Raw genomic sequence first — 21543 nt, forward strand, 5'->3', positions numbered from 1 at the left:
GCGTATCGATATGTTGAACGTGCAAAATCCGATGAACCGATTCGTAAACGCCTGAGAGAACTGGCATCTCAGTATCCTCGTTACGGTTATTTGCTTTTACACGGATTACTCCGCGGTGAAAAGCTCGTCAAAAACAAGAAGCAGACTTATCGTTTATACACTGAAGAAGGCTTGCAGGTCAGAACCAAGAAGCGCAAGAAGATACAAAGACCTCGTATGCCAATGCTGTTACCAACCGCAGCCAATGAACGCTGGTCAATGGATTTTGTAGCGGATCAACTATCCAATGGTCGCAGATTCAGAGTGTTGAATGTGGTTGATGATTGTACTCGAGAGATGATCGGTCAACTTGTGTCCGTTTCGATTAGCGGCAGGCAAGTCGCTCGATTTTTAGAACAGCTCATTGAAGTTCGAGGCAAGCCCAATGGAATTGTCTGCGATAACGGGACTGAATTTACATCAAAGGCGATGTTCTTCTGGTCTAAAGAAACTAGCGTTAAGCTGCAATTTATTCAGCCAGGAAAGCCGACCCAAAATGCGTTTGTGGAAAGCTTAAACGGCAAATTCAGAAACGAATGTCTCAATCAGCATTGGTTCAGAACATTAGACGCAGCGAAATACGAAATTGATCAGTGGCGAGAGCACTACAACAATGTTCGACCGCATAGTTCACTGAATTATTTACCGCCAGCTGTGTATGCGAAACAGGTGGCATAATGAAAAAGTCTCATCAAGAGAATGGTACTAATTCAGGGGAAAGGTCACACTCGGTAAAGGTTTTACCTTCTTTTCTAAATTTGGCTTTTACTTCTTCAGGTGTCATAATTAGTTCCTGTATGTAAATGATGTTTAGTATATTTGACTAAATTATGAGAACAATAATTCTCTTTGTAAAGGTTTTATGTGAAAAAAGATTCCATATCTAAACGGCTACTAAAAGAAAGAGAGCTACTAAATATAAAAAGTCAGGCTGAAATAGCTGAACTTATAGGCATCTCACGAGAAATGTGGGGCAAGTATGAGCGCGGCAAGGCAATGCCTGGTACTGAAGTGCTCATCAAACTATCCCTGGTCGGTTTTGATATTGATTATCTGATTACCGGTCACAAAAAGCCAAAGCTAAATGATGACGAAATACACTTGATTGAAGAGTGGAGAAAAGCAGATTTCTTGGCTAAGTATGAAGCTTTACAGAGGCTTCAGGGCATTAAACCGTCAGAACACACTACCAATCAGACTTTTGAATCAACTGTGAAAAATGTAGCAGGTCGAGACATTATTGACCATTCAGGAAAAGACTAATTTGCAAATAATCAACAAGGCTAAAAACGTTGCTCAGCGCGATGTCATTATTCTTCCGGCTGATAAAAAAAGTGAAGCACAATTACAGGCTGAGTTTTTTCAATCAACTGGAATTTGGTGTAGCCGTTTAGAAAGAATTGAGCTTGAATATTTGATTAATGAATGTGATTTTTCAGTTCAAAAAGTATATAGAGTGAGACAAGCTGGATTTTTGAAATGGGACAAAGATTTAAATAGATTAAATATCAATTACAGTAAATTTTTTAACTATTTTATGTTTTTGATTTTTGTATTGGTGAGCCTGATCTTTTCTTGGGCTGCAACAGAGATAATGGACACATACAAAATTCATAAATGGCCTGATAACTTGATTATTTTATTAAGTCTAATCACGTATGGTTTATTGATTTATCCTCTAGCACGTTATGGTATTGAGCCAACAAGACACATTGATGATTTAGCGGTCGCATTGAAGAAGCGATACAGCTGAACAGTAAGCTAACAACATAAATTTGAATTCAAAAGATTTAAGTCATATTGCTATTGTAGACTTGTGCTTGCCACTCAGGATAACCCTCATTCAAACGTTTCGCTTCATATCCTTTTGCACGAAGAGCTTCAACAGTCTCATGAGACCACATACAATAAGGTCCACGACAGTAAATGATTACTGGTTTCTGGTTATTAAGTTTTCCAAGGCTTTTTGGCAATTCATCAATAGGTATATTAATGGCGCTGGGAAGATGACCTGCTGAAAACTCATCTTGTGGACGCACATCAAGTGATGTGAAAGGCTCGTCATTGAGTTGCATTTTCTTTAACGCTTGCAACGAGATCGGCTCTAATGGCGTATTTGGTCTGATGTGTTCGGCTAACTAGACTCGTCATAAAACTCCATAAAGCAACTCCCCACAGTTTATACATTTAAGCTATTGACCTACACCACAATAAATTGCCCCATCATTCCAGCATCTTCATGTTCCAAAATATGGCAATGGTACATATAAGCATCAGATGAACTTGAATAAGGGCCTGTCGGCAGCAATATTTTTACCGTTTCATCCTTATGAACGGTTACAGTATCTTTTAATCCCAATTCCCATGAAAGTGGAGGCTTTCCATTCCTTTCAAGCACTTTGAATTGTGTGTTATGTACATGAAAAGGATGGTGCATCATCGAAGGGTTTTGCAGTTCCCAGATTTCAAAGGTGTTTACTTTGAGTGTTTCGTTAACGACATTCATATCCCAGCTTTGCCCATTGATAGATAAGCCACCGTTACCAAACATCATTTGAGGCCCCATTTGCATTTCTAAATTCATTTTTCTAGTTTGGGCGACTGCTTGATTAGACCAATCTGGAAGCAGAACAAGTTGGCTAAGAGTTTTAGCTTTAACCCGTTCCGAGTGTCTAGGATCGATATGCATTAAATCGAATGTTTGATCTAAGTTTCCACGAACCATGCCTCTCATCATACCCATTGATAGGTTTCCGTAACCTTTAACTGTACGCAGAGATATGGACTTTCGATCAGATAAATCAACAATGATTTCCGCTCGTTCAGATGGTGCCAAACGCACTCTATTAGTAGTGATGGCTTGGCTCAAAAGGCCGCCATCAGTGGCAATTAATTCAAATGTTCTTAAATCAGAAAAAACCAGATCATAAAATCTCGCATTAGACGCATTGTGTAGGCGGAGGCGAATGCGGGTTTTCTCAGGTTCCAGTACAGAATTAGCAACTCCATTAACTAGCATTACGTTACCATGCATTCCTTGCATTTTATTCATGCGCTGATTGTTGTAGTAGAATTCACCGGCTTCATCAAATGAACGATCCATTATGATGACAGGATAATCATCAACGCCATATTCATGCGGTAGGTTTAATGCTTTATCACGTTCCTCATCAATAATTTGCATTTGTCCACCAAGGCCCTTCCAGACTTGCTCACCGGTTTTATGGTGAGTATGAGAGTGATAAAAAAGAGTGGATGGGTCATTAATCACTTTCCATTCAGCATTCCAAGTTTTGTTAGGAGCGATTTCTTGATGCGGCCCTCCGTCCTCACTAGCTGGCAGAATCATCCCGTGCCAATGCAATGCAACAGGTTCATTGAGTTGATTATTGACTTGCATTTTTACGGTTTGCCCTTTTTTCATTTGAAGGACGGGGGCAAGGAATGATTGATTGATACCTAATGTCTGAGTTGTCGTGTCAGGCAGGATACGGGTTTCACCTTGTTGAATATTTAATTTAAATACTTGCTTTCCTTGAATACTTTCTCCTGTTTCAACAGGTGGTAAATTGAATGTGCGTAATGGAAATTTTACGGATAGAAAATCTGAATCAGCAAAAGATTTAGCACTTATTCTAGAACAATTTAAGCCTGTTACAATTCCTGCTGCCGAGGCAAATCCCTTAGTAATAAAGTCACGCCTTTTCATAGTGTTCTCCTTACTTTAGACCGCCACGGTTTAGCCAAGCCTGGTAAATTTCATCAGACCAAAAATTTTGGAAATAAGCAATCGCCTGCAATCGCTCGGTTTGCGATAACTTATCTTCGAATCCTGGCATAGTGCCTCCCAAAGGAATGCCACCATAGACAATGGTACGATTGAGAATTTTTAAAGGGTGATGCCAAGCGTGCGCGGAACCATTTAAAGGTGGTGCTGGGTATTTGCCATTATCCAGAGTTTGTTTCCAATCTTTCACCAGACCTTGAGCCTGATCTCCGTGGCATGCTGCACAATTGGCTAAGAATACTTTTTTACCCATTTGTACATCTGTAGTTGAATACCATCGTTTTGTTGTTGCTTTTTCAGAATAAACGGTACTGTTATTAGCACTACTAGTGTCATTTTCTGATGATTGAGATTGTGTGTTTGTATCTGTACAAGCAGACAATAAAGTAGTACTTAAAAGAATAAACAAGTATTTCATACAATTTCCTTAGACTTGTTTAAGTTAAGGAAGCTTTAGTTTCTACAGCCTCCTTAACCGAATAAAAAATTAGAACCAGAAACGAACCCCTGCGACTAAGCTGGTTTCTTGTTCCTTACCGCCTTCAGCCTTGACATAGTCTGCAGTTGTGCCAAAGAATTGGTTGTAGGTTAAACCAATATAAGGCGCAAATTTACGGGTGATTTCGTAACGCAAACGTAAGCCTATATTTAGGTTGGATAACCCCGAACCTTTGCCCATTTTTTCGTTATCAAAAGAATATGCACTTAGCGCAATACTAGGCGTTAAAATCAGCTTTTGAGTGAATAACGCCTCATATTCCGATTCTAAACGAATCCCTAGGCCATCAGAGTTTGCCAATAAAAGTGCATTGGTTTCAAAGAAGTAGGGAGCAAGACCTTGCAGACCAATAGCAGCCCAGGTTTGGTTGGCTTCAGGTGTCGTGTCATAAGCCAATCCCAGTTGTAAATCCCAAAATTTTTCGATTGGCCTTGAATACAGCAGTTGGTTTTCGGATTCTGTTTTTCCCTGAACGCTTTCACCTTCGGACTTGAGGTATAACTTATGCCAGTCTTTACCTACCCATGCGCTTGCCGCCCAAGCTGTCGGGTTGTTTTCCTGATTGCTTATTTCCAGGTTATCCACGATTAAAGAGGCCAGTAATGGATCTCTTTCGCCGCCCGCTTGGGCAATCCCTGTAATTAAGGTTGTTGCAAAAAATGCTTGAATCAAAATAGAAACTGGTTTTTGAATTAGATTTTTCATGATTTCATTCCTTTTATTTCACCGGTTATCGAATTTGTACGCGTCTAAACATGCCCATCATGTGATAGAGCATGTGGCAGTGGAATGCCCAATCACCTCGCGCATCCATCGTCACGCGGTAACTGATTTTCGCGCCCGGTTGTACGACTATCGTATGCTTTCTCGGAATATGATTTTCATCCCCGGTTTCTAAATCACTCCAGACACCATGAAGGTGCATAGGGTGATTCATCATCGTATCGTTAATAAATGTGATACGAATTCGTTCACCGTATTCGAACTTTAACGGCGGTGCTTCATCAAAAGGAATACCATCAATCGACCACATATAACGCTCCATATTCCCAGTTAGGTGCAGAACGAGTTCTTTGCTTGGTTTTGGTTCATGACGGGTCGGGTAGAGGTTTTTAAGGTCGGCATAGGTCAGAACCCTGCGACCGTTATTTCGCAACCCTACGCCCGGATCATCTAAACGATACTTGGCCCCCATAGCACGCATATCAATTTGTGGCCCCTCTTTTCTAGGCACCTCCATTTGTGGAAGTTGAGGATTCATATCCATTGGAATCACAGCTGAATCCAAATCAACATTCATTGCCTGTGCATTGTGAGAGTGTTTGGAGTGGTCAACGTCACTTACATCCATGCCCATTTTCATTTTTTCCATCGCTAACGCGTGGCTGTAATCAGGGGTCTCATGTGCCATTGGCGCATTATGATCGGAATGACCATCAGAGTGATTATTCATCGAATTCATGTCGTGTCCCGAGCGATCCATGCTGTTATTGTTCATTGAACCCATATCGTGACCGGAGTGATCCATGCTGTTGTTGTTCATTGAACCCATATCGTGACCAGCATGCCTCATACCTTCCATGTCACCATGATCCATCCCCATATCGGTCATTGTGAGAATCGGTAACGGATCCATTTCGGGTGTCTCAGCAATCTGATTAGCATCCGTAGTTAATGAACCGATGGCATAACCTGTTCGGTCAATGGATTGTGCAAAAATGGCATAAGATGTTTGTTTTGAATCCGGTTCGACGATGACGTCATAGGTTTCTGCCACACCGATTCTGAATTCATCCACCTCTACAGGTTGAATGAGGTTCCCATCGGCAGCAATGACCGTCATTTTGAGCCCTGGAATGCGAACATCAAAAAATGTCATCGCGGCGGCATTAATAAAACGTAGACGAACTTTTTTGCCAGACTCAATTTGTGCACGCCAGTGAGCGTTAGGAGATAGGCCGTTCATCAGATAGGTGTAGGTTGCACCGGAAACGTCAGACAAATCGCGATCTGTCATTTTCATGGTGTTCCACATTTTTCTATTTTCCCAAGCTTTGGCAAAGCCCATTTCGCTGACTTCGTTAAAAAAGTCACCAACGGTTCTCTGACCAATATTGTAGAAATCTCCCATTTTTTTCAGGTTGGCATAGATGGTCTCTGGTGCAGTATCAGACCAATCAGAAAGCTGTACAACGTAGTCATAATCCGATTGCGCAGGTTCACTTTCTTTGGGAAGGATGACAATTGCGCCGTATACGCCAGTCTGTTCCTGGTATGCGGAGTGGCTGTGATACCAGTAAGTACCGGTTTGTTGAATAGTGAATTGATAAGTATAAGTTTCACCGGGTTTGATTCCATTAAAACTGAATCCAGGAACACCGTCCATGTTGGTTGGCAAGATGAGTCCATGCCAGTGAATAGATGAATCCACATCCAGTTCGTTTTTAACTCTTAAGGTGACGGTATCGCCTTCTCTGAATACCAATGTAGGGGCTGGAAGTGAGCCGTTGACCAAGGTTGCCACGCGTGTTTTGCCTGTGATATTGACGCGTTTTTCTGCAATGGTTAAATCAAACTCAGTCCCACTTAAAAGAGATTGTCTTGGGTAAAATTTCTCTGTGTTGTTTGAGATAAACTCATTGTTGGCTAAAGCTCGGGGAATTTGAGTCCCCAGTGCAGCCGCTGTTGAGGCTACAGTAACGCCTTTCACAAATTGACGACGTGATAGTTGAGTATTTTGAATATTAGTCTTCATGACCTAACTCCTTAAAAACAAAAGTAAAAACTACAATTTAATGTTTTAAGGCGAAAAGTAGAGTTTTTGCTAAACGATATTTAGGTATAGGTTTAGGTTAATCTTAGATTTCTCGCCTTGTTAGGCGATGGAGGAAGGTGGTGGAGTTTCAGGTTTAGTGTATCGTGTATTGAACTCGAAACCATGCAAATCAACGGTAGACACAATGGTTATGTCATTAAGCCCAACAGGATTAAGATTATTTATATAAATTGTTGAGCTGTGAAAAGAAAGGCACAAAACATCGACACAAGAATCAATACAGCAATTTTGAAGATGGCTCATATCACTGTTGGAATGCATGCATGAAAAGTTATCGGAAGCCATTTTCATATTTGCATGCATCATCTGCATTTGAGTTTTTTCTGCGCCATTAATCATAGACATATCTATCCCCGCCCATGCTGAACCAGCAAGGCTTTGAATAAGAAATAACATGATTAGGAACTTTTTAAACATGGCGTCACTTAGTTCAATATTTATGAGTTATTACTAATACTACTCTTTTTGATTTAAGAATCAAGAGTTTTAAACTTAGCATACTTGCAGCCGGGCGCTTTAAATATTGTTAAATATTAAAAACAGTCGGAAATGAACAGCCTGTTGATGCTGCGAAACACCAACAATATCGATCAGTTATATAAAATTGCTCAGAAATCTCACGTCCGTCATCCCCTATATTTTTATTTACTGGTGGGAGCTAATTTAGTTCAAAGTCGAACCAAATAAATAGCAATTGTTGGGGAAATTAAAACAGCAAACGCTGGATACCTCAATGCAGCAATACTATGTGCCTTTAAACGCTAATACTCAACAACGAAGTGAGGCTTCCAAACCTCGCCCGTAGGGGCTTTGCAAAATTTGGTTAAGCGGTGTTGTCTCTTTTTGTCAGGTCTAGACATGACGGCAAACAGACGCCTTGCTTAGCCTAAATTTTTCTTTGCCTAAAGCCATTTGGACTTGTTCTGCGCTTTCTTAACTTGCCATCGGATATGTTTCGTGGCTTGTTAGCCGAGCAATTGCTTTACAATCTAATCTGATGCATTTAGATTTATTTATATACTTAATACGGAAGTAATTCGTATTTCCCTTAATCTTCTACTAGAAATGAGCTCTCACAGTGGTAGCACTAGCAAACAGCGAACAATCTATTATCACAAAGCATAATATCTCGCAGTACGGTGATGGCGATATTACCTTGTTATTCGGGCACGGTTTTGGCTGTGATAAAAGTGTTTGGGACAAAGTGGCTCCCGCATTTTCTGACGGCTATAGCGTTGTGGTTTTTGATTATGTCGGTTGTGGGCGTTCCGACTTACGATTGTATAATCATCAGCACTATAGCAGTCTTGAGGCTTATGCTGATGACCTGATTCTTTTGTGCGATAGCCTTGCTCTTCAAAAGGTTTATTTTGTTGGTCATTCGGTCAGTGGCGCAATCGGTATGCTTGCCTCCATTAAGCGCCCTGATCTGTTTATTCAGCTAATCACCATAGGGCCATCACCGCATTACATTAATGAGCCGGATTATTTTGGCGGTTTTGATAAAGATGATGTGATGTCGCTGCTAGATATGATGAGCTTAAACTATTTTGAATGGGCAAATTATCTGGCACCGATTGCAATTGGTCAAAAACACGATGATAAATATAGTGATAATTTAAAATTGAGTTTTCTTCGCAGTGATCCCGTCATTTCGCAAACTTTTGCTAAAGTCACGTTTTTATGTGATATTCGAGATCAGATCGGTGATATACCCATACCGGTGTGTATTCTTTATTGTGTTGAAGATGTCATTGTTCCGATTGAAGTCATTAACTATCTTGCACAACATATACCTGTCTGCCAGACAACTAAGATTGACGGTTCAGGGCATTATCCTCAGATTACCAGCCCTAATGCAGTAATCCAAGGCATTGAAAATTGTATTAAAGCAACTGGAGAAAATTAGCATTGCAGTCTAATGTTAAAGTTAATTTAGATTCAATCCCATGCGGTTTTTTGGCCACTAATCTCGAAAATAAAATTACCGCAATTAATGCTACTCTGTGTCAATGGCTAGCTGTAGATGAAGATCAAATACTTGGCCAGCATATTAAAGCCTTACTGACGAAGCCGAGCCAGATACTCTTTCTTGGCAATATCCTGCCGACATTACAACAAAATCAGAAAACCGAAGAGAACTACCTGCAATTTAAGGTACAAGGAGCACAACCTCAGCCTTTCATGGTCAATGTAAAACAAATTGAGCATGATGGACGGATGTATTTCAGTTATGCATTGATGAAAATGGATCGCCGCTATTTAATTGAAGAACAATTAATTAAAGAGCGTAAAAGGGCGGAAGAAATTAGTCGCGAAAAAGAGCGATTAAATTGCGAATTACAATCTGCTCAACAACAGTTGATTGTTAAGCAAGATGAACTGTTACGATTAAATAAAACGTTGCAGTTGTTGACGGTCACAGACAGTCTTACAGGGTTACCAAACCGACGCGCTTATGATCAAGAAATAGAACGAAAACTCGCGTATTTTAAAAGGCATCAACGTTGTTTCTGTCTGATTATTTTTGATATTGACCGCTTTAAGCATGTTAATGATACGTTCGGTCATGACAGTGGCGACTCGGTTTTAAAGCAGATTGCGAAAGTACTGCAAGTAACCATACGCGAAATCGATGTGTTAGCCCGAATTGGTGGTGAAGAATTTGCGATTATTTTGCCCAATACCGGACTGCAAACGGCTGCTGAAGTGGCTGAAAGATGTCGTAGCAGTATTCATCATGCTACCTTTGTTTGCGGACAGGTTACAGCCAGTTTTGGTGTCGCCGATAGCCATAAAAACGATAGCAAAGAGGATATTTACAGACGAGCAGATGAATCGCTTTATCAAGCAAAACAACAAGGTCGCAATCAAGTTGTTATGACTTCTACAGTGGAGTGTCAATAATTAGGGAAACGCAGAAGTCCCGATTGATTTCAGCGGGGTTGCTCTTGAGTTCATATGGACTTTTTCAGTGTTTCCTTAGTACAAGCCTTTCAGTCATCGGCGTTACTTGATCGATATGTATAGGTAAGCTAGAGGAGTTTTACTTACTAGATAAGAACTTATTCTGTAAAATCAATAAATGTAAATTCTGTTTGCAATAGGCCGAGAAAATGGATTTAAAAAAGAAAATATTAGCCATTGATGACGATGAGCTTATGCTCGAACTACTCAAAACAGAACTTGGTGACGTTTATGATGTTACGACATCGATATCTGCTTCTAGTGCGTTGAAAGTCCTAGAAATGCAGAATCCCGATATGATTGTCTTAGATATCTCTATGCCGGAAACAAACGGCTTTGAATTATGTAAGCTAATTAAGCGTAATCCCGAAAAATCCCATATCCCTGTCATGTTCTTAACGGCCTTGGAAGAGACCGATATGTTGATAAAAGCTTTTCATATTGGTGCTGTGGACTTTATGATTAAGCCTGTAAATTTTCTTGAGTTAAAAATTCGCCTTGATTTGCATATACGACAAGGAGAAATGAAAAGACGTCTCCTTGCCGAAAATGTCACTCAGGGTAAAGAAATAGAGTCTTTGAGTAAAGAGTTATCTCAGTGCCAGAATTTAGTTGAAGACGGGTTTCAAGATCGTGAAAAAAACTTTTCTGAAAAGGCCGAACTTTATAAAAGAGTGAAACTAAGAACGCATAATAATCAAAGAACTTTGGAGCAGTTAAGCGATCTGCTCACTCGACAAGAAGAATTAATTGCATCAACTAAAAAAACCATGGGGCTGTGAATTTTCTGGTCATCTTGTACTGCATGAATAGCCGGTTTTCAATCGTTTAAAGGGCTGCTTCAATTTTTCTAACCATTTCTTGACTCGCGGCTATCAAAGCTAAAAGTGAATCTTCAGCGAAGTTGTCTTGTTCACAGTCGATAGCCAATTCATGTATTTTCAGCAAACCGAGATTCGCGCTAATGCCTTTAAGTTTATGTATGTAGTTAGCGAGCTCGTCGGAAGGATTATTTAAGTCTTGAATTTCCTGTTCAATATTGCGATAGCTTTCGCAAAATCGTTTCAACATCGTCAAAATTGTTTTTGGATTAATATGTAATCTGTTTATTAAAGCATCGCCATCAAAGCCTGTAATTTGCGGTAATTGTCCGGTTGATTTAGTGTTTTCGATTTCGATGGTGGAGCCAGTGAGTTCGGCGATGATATTTTGTAGTTTTCCTAGATTGATCGGCTTACTTAAATAATCATTAATTCCACATTCATCAAGCTTACTGCTGTCTTGTGGTTTATTGGCCGCGCTTAAGGCGATAATGGGTGTCTTCTGGTCAAACTGGCGAATTTGCTTGGAGGCAGTGTAACCGTCCATAACCGGCATTTGAATGTCCATGAGAATAATGTCGAATGGGTTCTGTTTAGCTGCTTCTACCGCTTGTTGACCGTTCTTAACCAGTTCGACTTTCAAGCCAAGTTTTTCCAGCGCATTTTGTGCCACGATCTGATTAATTTCGTTGTCTTCGACTAATAATGCGATTAGACCGGAATTATTATGTTTCAAGCTTGGTGTCTGGGTGATAAGCATTTCCTGAGTGTTTCCTATTAGGCTGTATCGAAGTGCAGAACAAGTAAAAGGTTGTTGCAACAGAGTCTGTGCTTGTCGGTTTTTATTTTCATGCTCAGCGGATTGGTTAAGAGGGGAGCTAATTCTAATTATTTTGGCTGCTCCGAACGACACTGCCGAATTAAACTCTTGTGCATCGCTTAGCAAAACAAAATCGTAACTATTTTCGGCAAGTTCCTGATCTGCTTGTTGCAGATTTTCGACTACGGAAAAAGACAAATGTAAATATTGAAGAACCGAGCTAAGTTGTTTTCTGAGCAAGTCATCGGCTTCGACTACCAGTATTTGGGACTTAGAAAATTCATGCAAGTCCTGATTATCGGTGTCACTGGGTTGATATTTAAATGGAAGTTCAATTCCAAAGGTACTGCCTTGATCTTTTTTCGATTCGAAGGAGATAGAACCGCCCATTAAATCGACCAATTTTTTTGAAATTGCTAGGCCAAGCCCGGTACCGCCATATTTATTGAAGGTATCAACTTCCTCTTGGCTAAACGCTTGAAAAAGTTTGTGTTGATTTTCACGGCTTATGCCGACACCGGTATCGATCACTTTAAAATCGAGAGTTACTGAGAGACTGGTTTGGTTTAACAATGACACTTGCAGGATGATGTGGCCGTGCTCGGTAAACTTGCTGGCATTACTTAAAAAATTGCTCAGTATCTGTTGGAGGCGTAAACCGTCGCCAACAAGTTGGTTCGGGATATTCGGGTCAGTGATGAAATACAGCTTCAGAGATTTCTGTTGTACGCTGTGAGCAAAGAGTTGGTACAGATTTCGTAATATCTCGTCAAGCTGGAAGGGGGCGTTTTGAATATCCAATTTGCGCGCTTCAATTTTTGAATAATCCAAAATATCATTGAGGATATACAGTAGTGATTTAGAGGATTTTAACGCGTGTTGTAAATGCTCGGTTTGATAAGCAGTCAACTTGGTTTCCAATAACATTTCAATCAAACCGATCACGCCGCTTAAAGGGGTTCGCACTTCATGGCTCATGTGTGCTAGGAATTCTGATTTGGCAGAATTGGCTCTGTCCGCCTTAGCACGATCTTTTGTCGATTCTTGAATCGCATGTTGTAAATCTTTTTCCATCTGAATGCGGTGACTAATGTCTGAGCAGGCAATCAGAATAAATTGCTCGTTTAAATCGGTATCGTTAATGAATTTTGCTCTTAAATCCAGATAGATGGTTTTATCTGCCCCAATGTTGGTTGCCAGTACTTTCTCGAGGCTTTGAGATTTTCCCTGACTCAGAGCGATAAATTGTTGTTGTAGCTTGGCATTGTCTTCCGCATTTTGAAGTTTAAACAGATTGATGCTGTCGGCTTTGGGTTGTGCCATGTGTAAAAATTCACAAAATACCGGATTGGCTCTGAGTATATAACCGTTCAAATCGATATGAGCAATACCAATAGCGGAATTATTAAAGGTCGCTGAATAGAGTTTTTCCTGAGAACGAATTTGATTAATGGTTCTTTTACCCAGCAGAAAACGGTAGTAAACCAGGCTTAACAGAAAGACTAAAATCATGGTAAGCGCTGAAATAACAAGTAAAAATAGGATTTGGTTATTCTGTGTTTTTTGTTTCAATAAAGGGTCGAAAAAGTAGACCAAATATAGCCCATCTCGAATTGGCACATCAAGTTTACGCGAGACAAAATCGTCCGTTTGTAGAAGATTTTGCACTTTAAATTTTTCAAAATAGCCGGAAAATTCGGGAATTTGTTGCAGTCCTTTTTGCGTTTTTATTTGGCGGCTCCATTGGTAATCGGGGTAATTACTGAAAACCGAGTTGCCGAGATTATCGGCAAGAATGGTTAAATAGCGAGAGTCCTCGACTAACTTTTGCAAAAAAGGAGCCATGTAGTAGTTAATGACGAGTACGAATGGTTTATCGGCCTGATTTTTCACTAGATAGCTAACGCGAAGTGTCGGTACATACGGAACCTCAACCGCACCGTTCTCGACATTTAAATCAATGACCGAGTAACAGCGGTTGGACTGAGATTGGTTGATGCAGTCTAAAAAATAATAGCGTTTTGATTTGTCTTGTAAAGCCGGTCCAGTCGCTTCGACAACTTGATCGTTAGTGCGAAGGCGATCAAACCGAATCTGTTCCATGCCATTTTCATCAATGAGACGAATTTGTGCCATATCTGGCACGCCGTTAATCAGCACTTTTAAGGTTTTTCGGGCGGCTTGAAAACTTGAGTTGTTCTGATGAAAAGCTAAGTTATTAAAGTCGATGGCATGGACTAAGGTGTTGATGTTATGGTCGGCGAAATTAATAAACTCTTGGACTTGCTGTTGTCGTGTTTGCGATACCTTAACGGCATCATGCAGAGCGAGTTTTTGTTCAGAACCGGCAAAGAACAGGACATAAATTGCACTGAAAATAATCGATACCAAAATGCCGATGAGTACGGAGAGTAGAGTAAATTTTTTCTTATTTAGAAGCATTACATGGCACCGTGGCATTTTGTAAAAGGGTTATATGAGATCCATTTTTTTAATGCTGTTTAATAACATTTTGGATTTACTTAAAGACAATTGGTTGATTTCACGTTCTTGATGTTCGAAGCCGATAACGGAAATATAGTTTTGCTCTCCTAAGTTGCTGAGTTGTATGTAGAAGTCGATTAAAATTCTGAGTCCATCACTATTAAATACTTGGAATGAGAGAAATTTTCCATTTTTTTCTCCGTTGGCAATGATCTTGTTAATCGTCTTTTCATAGACCAAAGTGCTGTCATTACTGATTAAGCTGTTAAATGAATGCCCAATAAGAACATTACCGAATTCTCCGTACCCTAAAATGTTGTCAACATCGCTAAAATTCAAGATGGTCTTCTTGCTATTTAAAGTGGCGTAGAAGGGTTTTTTTGCTGGCATATTTTTCCCAATGCTTTCATGTTTTCGTTTTATTGTTATTTTATAGATAGTTTTTGATATAAGCCCAAATTTGTTTACTTGGAAGAGGTTTTTGAAAAAAGTATCCTTGCGCGGCATCACAATTTTTTTCGGCTAAGTAATCGAGTTGTTTTTGTTCTTCGACGCCTTCACAAATAATATCCAGTTCCATCGATTGCAGCAGCTGGATAATGCCGTCCAGCAGCGTTAATTGTTTGTGATCCTCGGATAAGATGTCGTTAATAAAGCTTCCGTCTATTTTAATGGCATGGAAGTGAAATTTTTTCAAACTATAAATCGATGCATAGCCGGTACCGAAATCGTCTAGAAATATTTTAAACCCTTGTGTTTGCATTTCTGTCAAGTTGGCTTCAATTTGTTTGTCGTTTTCAAAAATAGCGGTTTCGGTGACCTCGATACCGATCAGTGCAATGACATCAGGGTAATTTTCCGCAATCTTGAAAAAAGCTTTCTTAATTCGAGAATGTGCCAGTTGGTAAGCATTTAAGTTAATCGCTACCGGCCATTTAAAACCGTGCTTGATCCACACATCAATCTGCATTACGAGTTGATTAATTATTTGTATGCTTAGTGTAATGAACTCTTCTCGATTTTCAATATCGGCAAGAAAATCTGCTGGCAGCACAATTTGGTTGTCGCTCGTGCGCCATCTGAGCAGAGCTTCAAATCCAATTAATGTGCCCGATTTCATGCTATGTTGCGGTTGCAAAAAAAATTCGAATTCGCGATTTCTAATAGCGGCATTGATTGCATCAAGTTTATTTTCTCGATCCTTTTCTGTTTGGAAGAGCGCTTTGTTAAAGAACTGAAAACGGTTTTTTCCGGCTCTTTTAGCTTGATACATGGCGGCATCAGCTGCCTGTAAAAGCGATTGTTTATCAATTGCATCTTGCGGATAGCTCGCAATGCCGATACTTGCAGAACATTTAAAGGTAATATCAAAAAGTTGATAAACGCGGGATGCATCTTCGACAAGTTTATTGGTGATGCGCTCTATAGCCGGTGCGGGAATCTCACCATACAGAATAATCACAAATTCGTCACCGCCGAGGCGGGCGATTTTATCGCTCTTCTTTAAACCATTGCGGAGTCGTTTGGCGAAATTTATAAGTAATTCGTCGCCATAATTATGTCCATAGCGGTCGTTTAACCCTTTGAAGTTATCAAGGTCGAGAAAGACCAGTGTTAATTCAGCGCCTTCACGTTGCGATGCTTCAAACCTCTGTTGGAAAAGGCGGTTGAAACCTTTGCGGTTTAATAAACCGGTTAAGGCGTCAATTTCAGAGATTTCGAGTAGGTTACGCTCATTCTCGATATGATTACTGACATTTTTAAATATCACAATGTAGTGTGTGATCTGCGAACTTCGTTCTGCTTCATCATAAATGGCGATGAGTTCAAGTTCCTCAGGAAAGACATCACCGTTTTTAGTCAAAATATCAACAATACCCGTCCAGTAACCTTGTTGTTGTAACTCTTTAAAGATGTCTTCGTAGTGCTTTTCTTTATCTTTAAAGGAGTAGAAAATATCTGGGCTGTTCCCCAGCACTTCTTCTCTGCGATACTTGGTGATTTTGGTAAATGCCGCGTTAACTTCTTGAATTTTATGGTCACGATCGGCAATTATAACGCCGACTTGCGCATATTCGAACAGGGTCTTATAGATCTGTAGCGAACTCAGTAATTCGTGTTCTTTGTTGATTGGAATTAACGATAAGAGCGTAAATTCCTGTCCTAAAAGATGATAAGAATGTTGAAAAAGTTTAATGCGATTACCATGAACGCCTTGATTTGCCAATGAGATTTCAATTGACGCCGACGATTCACTATTGACCCAATCAAGAAATTTCGCCAAGCCGTTAATAACAAAGTTAGAAAAGGATTTTTGTTCGGCATGTAAATCATCATAAACGGCAATTTTAAAAATTGATCGCGCTTTTGCATTAGCTTCGATGATTTGCTGCTTTCGGTCTAACAGAAGGTAACCGATAGGGGCTTGTTCAAATAAATCGGCAAACTGATTGCGTGATTCAATCAGTTTGTTATAGGAGGTGGTTACCTGATTTTTTAACGTTGAATATTCTGCTAATAGATTCGCCTTGACTTGAGCGTTTTGCTCTGTAGACAAGGCTTGGAATAATGCCTCGTATTTATCAAAATTCGACTCAATCTCAACAATCCTTGTATGATCAATTAAGTATTGCATGCTGGTAAAAAATCTTCACTCCTAAAGCCACAACTAATATTTGCTAGAAACCTAAACCTTGCCTGTGTCTATTTACTCAGAAAGGACACATAGCATTGCATGTGGTTGTTGTGTTTCCCCTTCGTTTCTTTTTAGTAGCGTGTCTTTGCTTTGAATTTCGAGATAGCCTTCGCCATTTTTAGGCTTGAATCTAAAATTGATGTTGAAGACCTCACCTAAATTACTGTTTTTAACCTTAGCGAAATGTTCTTGAACTTTGGTGCGGTCATCAGAGTGAATCAGCTTCATAAAGTCCTCTAAGTTATGCTCTTTAAAATCGCCCTGTGTATAACCAAATGTTGCACTGTAATGCTGGTTGACATAGGAAATATGACCTAAATCAAAATCGAAAATATAGATTGAGCCAAGCGTGCTGGAGAGTGCTTCAACCATGCCTTTGTGATGCTGTAGTTCGTTCTGCGTACCGGTTAATTGGGTAATGTCGGTGACCGTTCCCATTACATACTGCGCCTGTTTTAGCGAGTTGAAAGAAACCGCAACCTCAAGTTTTAGCCAAATATTCTGTTTTTCTGAATTCCAAGCCCTAAAGGTAATGCTTTCGGCGTGTTTCCTTGATAAGACATTATCAATAAAATCTTCGAATATTTTACGATCATCGGAATAAACTAATCCAACTAAGGCTTCATAAGTCGGCTGATAATTTTCGATTTCTAAACCTAATAGGCGATATACACCTTGGCTCCATTCCATGGTATTAACCGGCACATTCCATCTAAATGAACCTGTTTTCCCGAGAGTTTCGGCATCCATCAATAAGGTATTGGTTTTTTCCAATTCATTTGCTAAACGCTCTAACTCCATTTGTTGGCGGTCTTTGTCTTCATAAGCAACGCGCAACTCTGAATAAGCTGTTTGCAATTCCTCGTTGGTTGACTGTAATTCTTCGTTAGTGGTTTCCAGCTCTTCGTTCGAACTTTGCAATTCCTCATTCGAACTTTGCAACTCTTCATTCATCGATTGCATTTCCTCATTCGAGGTTTCTAGCTCTTCGATGACGGTTTGTAGCTGCTCTTTGGTTTTTAACAGCTGACGTTCTTGTTCTTTAAATAGGGCTTGATTTGATTCGCCACCCTCAACTTGGGTAATTGGTAGGTCAAGAACATTTTCAATCTGACAGAAGATGAGGATTAAATGCCCCATGCCGGCTTGGTGCTCGATATCAATCAGAATTAAACGAGCCCATGAAGTTTCTTCTTTAATCACCATTTTCTGGAACGGACTATGTGCAATAGACTGCCCTGAATCCAGTAAATGCAACGATGAGCGTAAATCGATTGCTAGGCTAGGGTGAATATTCTGATAGATATTATTAGTCGGTAACCCCTCAGGACGAACTAATAACGGATTTTTACCTTGTGAATAGACGATATCAAGATTGTCGTTAACCAAGATGGCATAAGGCAGCATCAATTCACGGGTTTTACGGGTAATCAGATCGCCTAAAGTGTCGACACTTTTTTTCGCAGCAGAGCTACGTTGTGCTTTTTCTGTCGGCATGTCTTGGACGAAATCCACCAAACTGCGGCGTGATTTATTTCTTTCTGGCGGGACTTTTTTCCCTAAGAAGTTGGCCTCAAAAATCTTGCCGCTTTTTGATAGCGATCTAAAGGTTTCTTGGAAGACACCAATAGACTCAGATTGTCCCAAGAATAGCAGACCACGCGGATTAAGCGCGTAATGGAACACCGGCAAAATTTGACGTTGCAATTCCAGGTTGAAATAAATGAGTAGGTTTCGGCATGATAATAGATCAAGTCGAAGGAAAGGAGGATCCACGGTTAGGTCATGTACCGAGAAGATAACCATTGACTTAACCGGTTTGATAACTTGGAAATGTTCGCCGTCTACCGTGAAGTACTTGCGTTTAATTTTATCTGGCAAGTTCTGTAGAGCGCTTTCTGGATAAACGCCATTACGGGCAAACTCTACCGCTCGCTTATCAATGTCGGTGGCGAAAATCTGAATTTTATATTCTTCAATAGTCTGGCCTAAAATTTCGGACAAAATAATGGCGATTGAGTATGGTTCTTCCCCCGTTGAACAGCCAGGCGTCCAAACACGAATGACTTTATTTTCTTTCGACTTTAGGTAATGTTTAAGTTCGTCTTGTAGGTAATTGAAGGCACGAGCATCACGGAAAAAGGCGGTGACGCCAATTAACATGTCATTAAATAGGAGCTCAGCTTCGGTTTCTTTATCGCTTAAGTAAGTGACATACTCTTTAACTTTAATCAGTTTAAGTGCGGTCATACGTCGTTCAATACGACGCATAATCGTGGTTTCTTTATATAAGGTGAAGTCAATTTTAAAGCGACGTTTTAAAATTCTTAGAATTTCGAAATAGGATTCGCGTGATAAGTTTGTCTCGAATCCAAGCGGAACCTGACGAGGGAAGCTAGATATATTCTGTAATTCCGGACCAATTTCTTCAGGCGGCAGAATTAAATCAACGTTACCTGAGTTAATGGCTGAATTCGGCATGCCATCGTATTTGGCGGTGTTTGGATCTTGTGCAACACCAAAGCCGCCTTCACCTTTAATCGCTCGGATACCGCGCGAACCATCCGTTCCGGTACCGGATAAAACGATACCAATGGCTGCTTCACCTTTTGCCATCGCCAGCGATTCAAATAACATATCGACCGAAGGTCGAGGGATATGACGGTTTTCGCTCATCAATGAAAGCACGATAGTGTCGTGCTTTGAGATTTCAATATTATAGCTAGGCGGACAGACATACAGAGTGTCTGGTTTAAGAGGCTCTCCATTTCTCGCGGCAACGACTGGGATATTGGAATCCTTTTCCAACAAATCGACCATCATACTTTTATAAGACGGAGATAAATGTTAGGCAAGAATAAAACTCATGCCGCTGTCGACAGGTAATCCGCTAACAAGCACTTGCAAAGCCTCAAGGCCGCCAGCGCTAGAGCCAATTCCCACAACGACTAAAGGATTTGATTGGCGCTCTAAGTCTTCATTTAAAGCCTCGATATCATTCGAGTAGGTTTCGATAGAATCAGAATCAGAGATGGCTTTTTCAGTATCACTGTGTGTACTAGGTGTAGATGCTAACTCTGAATTTTTACTTGTTTGTTCGTTTTCGTTATCGGACACCGTTAATACCTTATACTTTTAATCAATGCGAGAGAAATGTTGTCTAGACTTTTGGGGATACGATTCACGCTAATCTGTAAATCATATAACAGAAACACAAGTTCTGATCTCTAATTTTTCAAATGTATTGTTATTGACCAAATACAAATCGTATCGTTTATTGTTTTTCGTCAAAAATGTCCAGTTCACCGAGTTCATCTTGACGCGACATAGCATATTGTAACTTACAAAACGTGTAAAAAATACTTATAGAATGAATGTTTGACTTGGATCTGCGGTTTTTCCAAATAGAGATCAATATTTCGATGGTTCCTTGTCCTGAAAGTAGGAGGTTACAGTCGTAAGGTTTTGATCTGATAATTATGGCCGTCTATTCTTTTTTAGGCAGTGGATAACCTTACAATTGGCATTATTTCAGCAAAGAAAATTTTTTAACAATAGCGATTTATAGATTACGGCGCATGCCGAATCACTCGAACTTACGACTGTAAGCAATAATGTCAAAGAATTTGAAAGAGTCTAAAATCAGACGTTCGAAAGAGGGTGTAAGCTGTACAAATTCAGACTTATATGACTTACACCCTTGTTCAATGTATTTTTGTAATGAGGTCCTTCAAAAATGCAATTTTTAACAAAACCAGAATGTTTAATTGCACAAAGCTCATATTGGTTAAGGTTGCTGTATTGTCCGACATCGAGTCAATTAAGTGTTTAGAACCGGGTCAACAAGCTTCTTAGGAAGCGCAGAATAAGTCCTAATGGCTTTAGGCAAAGAAAAATTTAGGCTAAGCAAGGCGTCTGTTTGCCGTCATGTCTAGACCTGACAAAAAGAGACAACGCCGCTTAGTCAAATTTTACAAAGCCCCTACGGGCGAGGTTTGGAAGCGTCACTTCGTTGTTAGGCTTCTTAACCATAGCGATGGCTATGCTTTGTGAAACCTGCCTAGAATTGACTGTTTCAAACACCTCGTTGAAGTCAATGGGGACTTATTCTGCGCTTCCCTTAGTTTCGTAACGATGTTTTGTTAAAAAGATCAATAATAATCCCGAGAAAGCCATCATCAATTCAATTAGGAATGCCAGCAGAATCTCGAATTGGGGAGTACCGTCTAACATAATACTTAAGGTTTTAAATACAGAAAAGGTTGTATAAAAAACTGCAGAAATGAATACAGCGGATTTCATTAAATCTTTTTGAAAATTTGCCATCAGAATATAGAGTCCAATGACTAACATCATTCCTCCCATGGCTCTCAGGTCACTTAGCAAACTAATTGGTGCTCCAAGGTTGTTATCGATACTGCCATTTACCTCTAATCCGAATGATACATTCATACTGGTCAAATACTCATTAGGCGTTAAAGAAATAAATGCTCCCACTAGGGAAACACGTAACAAGTCCGCCGTTTTTGTCTCTGTGAGATAATTCGCACTCTTTTGACTATTTTGGGATAGGTTTCATGACTCAACTCAGCTTT

18 protein-coding genes and 1 pseudogene are annotated in these 21543 nt (G+C 40.0%); 6 read left to right on the forward strand and 13 right to left on the reverse strand.

The genetic code is table 11. The features are described 5' to 3' along the window. The 3 genes from J3998_RS11915 to J3998_RS11925 form a co-directional block, all read left to right on the forward strand. Window positions 1-717: IS3 family transposase (locus J3998_RS11915; protein ID WP_208150895.1), on the forward strand; the 717-nt coding region annotated here is incomplete at its 5' end. 186 nt (window positions 718-903) lie between these two features. Further along, complete coding sequence (locus J3998_RS11920) at window positions 904-1302, forward strand: helix-turn-helix domain-containing protein (protein WP_208150896.1); 399 nt, start codon at window positions 904-906, stop codon at window positions 1300-1302. Beyond that, window positions 1280-1792 carry a hypothetical protein gene (locus J3998_RS11925; RefSeq protein ID WP_208150897.1) on the forward strand — a complete coding sequence of 171 codons (513 nt, stop codon included), beginning with the start codon at window positions 1280-1282 and terminating at the stop codon, window positions 1790-1792. The genes J3998_RS11920 and J3998_RS11925 overlap by 23 nt, the downstream gene beginning before the upstream one ends. 37 nt (window positions 1793-1829) lie before the next feature. Here J3998_RS11925 and J3998_RS11930 read toward each other — a convergent pair whose 3' ends face one another. From J3998_RS11930 to J3998_RS11955, 6 genes are all read right to left on the reverse strand, one after another. Continuing rightward, window positions 1830-2132 (reverse strand): rhodanese-like domain-containing protein, encoded by a 303-nt coding sequence (locus J3998_RS11930; protein ID WP_279576307.1) that lies wholly within the window; start codon window positions 2130-2132, stop codon window positions 1830-1832. A 107-nt stretch (window positions 2133-2239) separates the two neighbouring features. Continuing rightward, window positions 2240-3748 (reverse strand): multicopper oxidase family protein, encoded by a 1509-nt coding sequence (locus J3998_RS11935; RefSeq protein WP_208150899.1) that lies wholly within the window; start codon window positions 3746-3748, stop codon window positions 2240-2242. Window positions 3749-3758: 10 nt separating this feature from the next. After that, entirely contained in the window at window positions 3759-4244 is a 486-nt protein-coding gene (locus tag J3998_RS11940) for a c-type cytochrome (protein ID WP_208150900.1), read from the reverse strand. Window positions 4245-4313: 69 nt separating this feature from the next. Beyond that, a complete protein-coding gene (locus J3998_RS11945; RefSeq protein ID WP_208150901.1) occupies window positions 4314-5030 on the reverse strand; it encodes a copper resistance protein B in 717 nt (238 codons plus the stop codon). 25 nt (window positions 5031-5055) lie between these two features. Then, window positions 5056-7080, reverse strand: coding sequence for a copper resistance system multicopper oxidase (locus J3998_RS11950; RefSeq protein WP_208150902.1), 2025 nt, complete (start codon window positions 7078-7080; stop codon window positions 5056-5058). A gap of 120 nt (window positions 7081-7200) precedes the next feature. Then, window positions 7201-7557: a hypothetical protein gene (locus tag J3998_RS11955; protein ID WP_208150903.1), complete on the reverse strand. Its 357-nt coding sequence runs from the start codon at window positions 7555-7557 to the stop codon at window positions 7201-7203. Window positions 7558-8239: 682 nt separating this feature from the next. Here J3998_RS11955 and J3998_RS11960 point away from each other — a divergent pair. The 3 genes from J3998_RS11960 to J3998_RS11970 all read left to right on the forward strand — a co-directional run bounded on the left by J3998_RS11960 (window position 8240) and on the right by J3998_RS11970 (window position 10910). Then, a complete protein-coding gene (locus J3998_RS11960) occupies window positions 8240-9070 on the forward strand; it encodes an alpha/beta fold hydrolase (RefSeq protein ID WP_208150904.1) in 831 nt (276 codons plus the stop codon). Between the two features lie 50 nt (window positions 9071-9120). Further along, a complete protein-coding gene (locus tag J3998_RS11965) occupies window positions 9121-10068 on the forward strand; it encodes a sensor domain-containing diguanylate cyclase (protein WP_208150905.1) in 948 nt (315 codons plus the stop codon). 209 nt (window positions 10069-10277) lie between these two features. Continuing rightward, the gene (locus tag J3998_RS11970) at window positions 10278-10910 is read left to right on the forward strand and encodes a response regulator (protein ID WP_208150906.1); all 633 of its coding nucleotides are present in this window, start codon (window positions 10278-10280) and stop codon (window positions 10908-10910) included. Window positions 10911-10956: 46 nt separating this feature from the next. Here the strand turns inward: J3998_RS11970 and J3998_RS11975 are convergent, their stop codons facing one another. The 7 genes and pseudogenes from J3998_RS11975 to J3998_RS13300 form a co-directional block, all read right to left on the reverse strand. Continuing rightward, window positions 10957-14211 (reverse strand): PAS domain-containing hybrid sensor histidine kinase/response regulator, encoded by a 3255-nt coding sequence (locus J3998_RS11975; protein WP_208150907.1) that lies wholly within the window; start codon window positions 14209-14211, stop codon window positions 10957-10959. Between the two features lie 30 nt (window positions 14212-14241). Then, entirely contained in the window at window positions 14242-14643 is a 402-nt protein-coding gene (locus tag J3998_RS11980) for a hypothetical protein (protein WP_208150908.1), read from the reverse strand. 40 nt (window positions 14644-14683) lie between these two features. Further along, window positions 14684-16888: an EAL domain-containing protein gene (locus J3998_RS11985; RefSeq protein WP_208150909.1), complete on the reverse strand. Its 2205-nt coding sequence runs from the start codon at window positions 16886-16888 to the stop codon at window positions 14684-14686. A 72-nt stretch (window positions 16889-16960) separates the two neighbouring features. Beyond that, a complete protein-coding gene (locus J3998_RS11990) occupies window positions 16961-19111 on the reverse strand; it encodes a CheR family methyltransferase (protein ID WP_279576310.1) in 2151 nt (716 codons plus the stop codon). 45 nt (window positions 19112-19156) lie between these two features. After that, a pseudogene (locus J3998_RS13425) lies at window positions 19157-19783 on the reverse strand (chemotaxis protein CheB); the annotation flags it as partial. A gap of 12 nt (window positions 19784-19795) precedes the next feature. Beyond that, window positions 19796-20065, reverse strand: a complete 270-nt coding sequence (locus J3998_RS11995; RefSeq protein WP_208150911.1) for a hypothetical protein — start codon at window positions 20063-20065, stop codon at window positions 19796-19798. Window positions 20066-21052: 987 nt separating this feature from the next. Next, window positions 21053-21445 (reverse strand): DUF4345 family protein, encoded by a 393-nt coding sequence (locus tag J3998_RS13300; RefSeq protein WP_208150912.1) that lies wholly within the window; start codon window positions 21443-21445, stop codon window positions 21053-21055. Between the last annotated feature and the right edge of the window lie 98 nt (window positions 21446-21543).

The sequence above is a fragment of the Thiomicrorhabdus marina genome, assembly GCF_017571465.1.
In the GTDB taxonomy this organism is placed as follows: Bacteria; Pseudomonadota; Gammaproteobacteria; order Thiomicrospirales; family Thiomicrospiraceae; genus Thiomicrorhabdus; species Thiomicrorhabdus marina.

What these genes read in the sequence shown, in the direction of transcription:
- J3998_RS11935 (WP_208150899.1), bottom strand. Translation starts at nt 3,748, where the DNA reads ATGAAAAGGCGTGACTTTATTACTAAGGGATTTGCCTCGGCAGCAGGA.
- J3998_RS11940 (WP_208150900.1), bottom strand. Translation starts at nt 4,244, where the DNA reads ATGAAATACTTGTTTATTCTTTTAAGTACTACTTTATTGTCTGCTTGT.
- J3998_RS11945 (WP_208150901.1), bottom strand. Translation starts at nt 5,030, where the DNA reads ATGAAAAATCTAATTCAAAAACCAGTTTCTATTTTGATTCAAGCATTT.
- J3998_RS11950 (WP_208150902.1), bottom strand. Translation starts at nt 7,080, where the DNA reads ATGAAGACTAATATTCAAAATACTCAACTATCACGTCGTCAATTTGTG.
- J3998_RS11955 (WP_208150903.1), bottom strand. Translation starts at nt 7,557, where the DNA reads ATGTTATTTCTTATTCAAAGCCTTGCTGGTTCAGCATGGGCGGGGATA.
- J3998_RS11970 (WP_208150906.1), top strand. Translation starts at nt 10,278, where the DNA reads ATGGATTTAAAAAAGAAAATATTAGCCATTGATGACGATGAGCTTATG.
- J3998_RS11975 (WP_208150907.1), bottom strand. Translation starts at nt 14,211, where the DNA reads ATGCTTCTAAATAAGAAAAAATTTACTCTACTCTCCGTACTCATCGGC.
- J3998_RS11980 (WP_208150908.1), bottom strand. Translation starts at nt 14,643, where the DNA reads ATGCCAGCAAAAAAACCCTTCTACGCCACTTTAAATAGCAAGAAGACC.
- J3998_RS11985 (WP_208150909.1), bottom strand. Translation starts at nt 16,888, where the DNA reads ATGCAATACTTAATTGATCATACAAGGATTGTTGAGATTGAGTCGAAT.
- J3998_RS11990 (WP_279576310.1), bottom strand. Translation starts at nt 19,111, where the DNA reads ATGTTAATTGGCGTCACCGCCTTTTTCCGTGATGCTCGTGCCTTCAAT.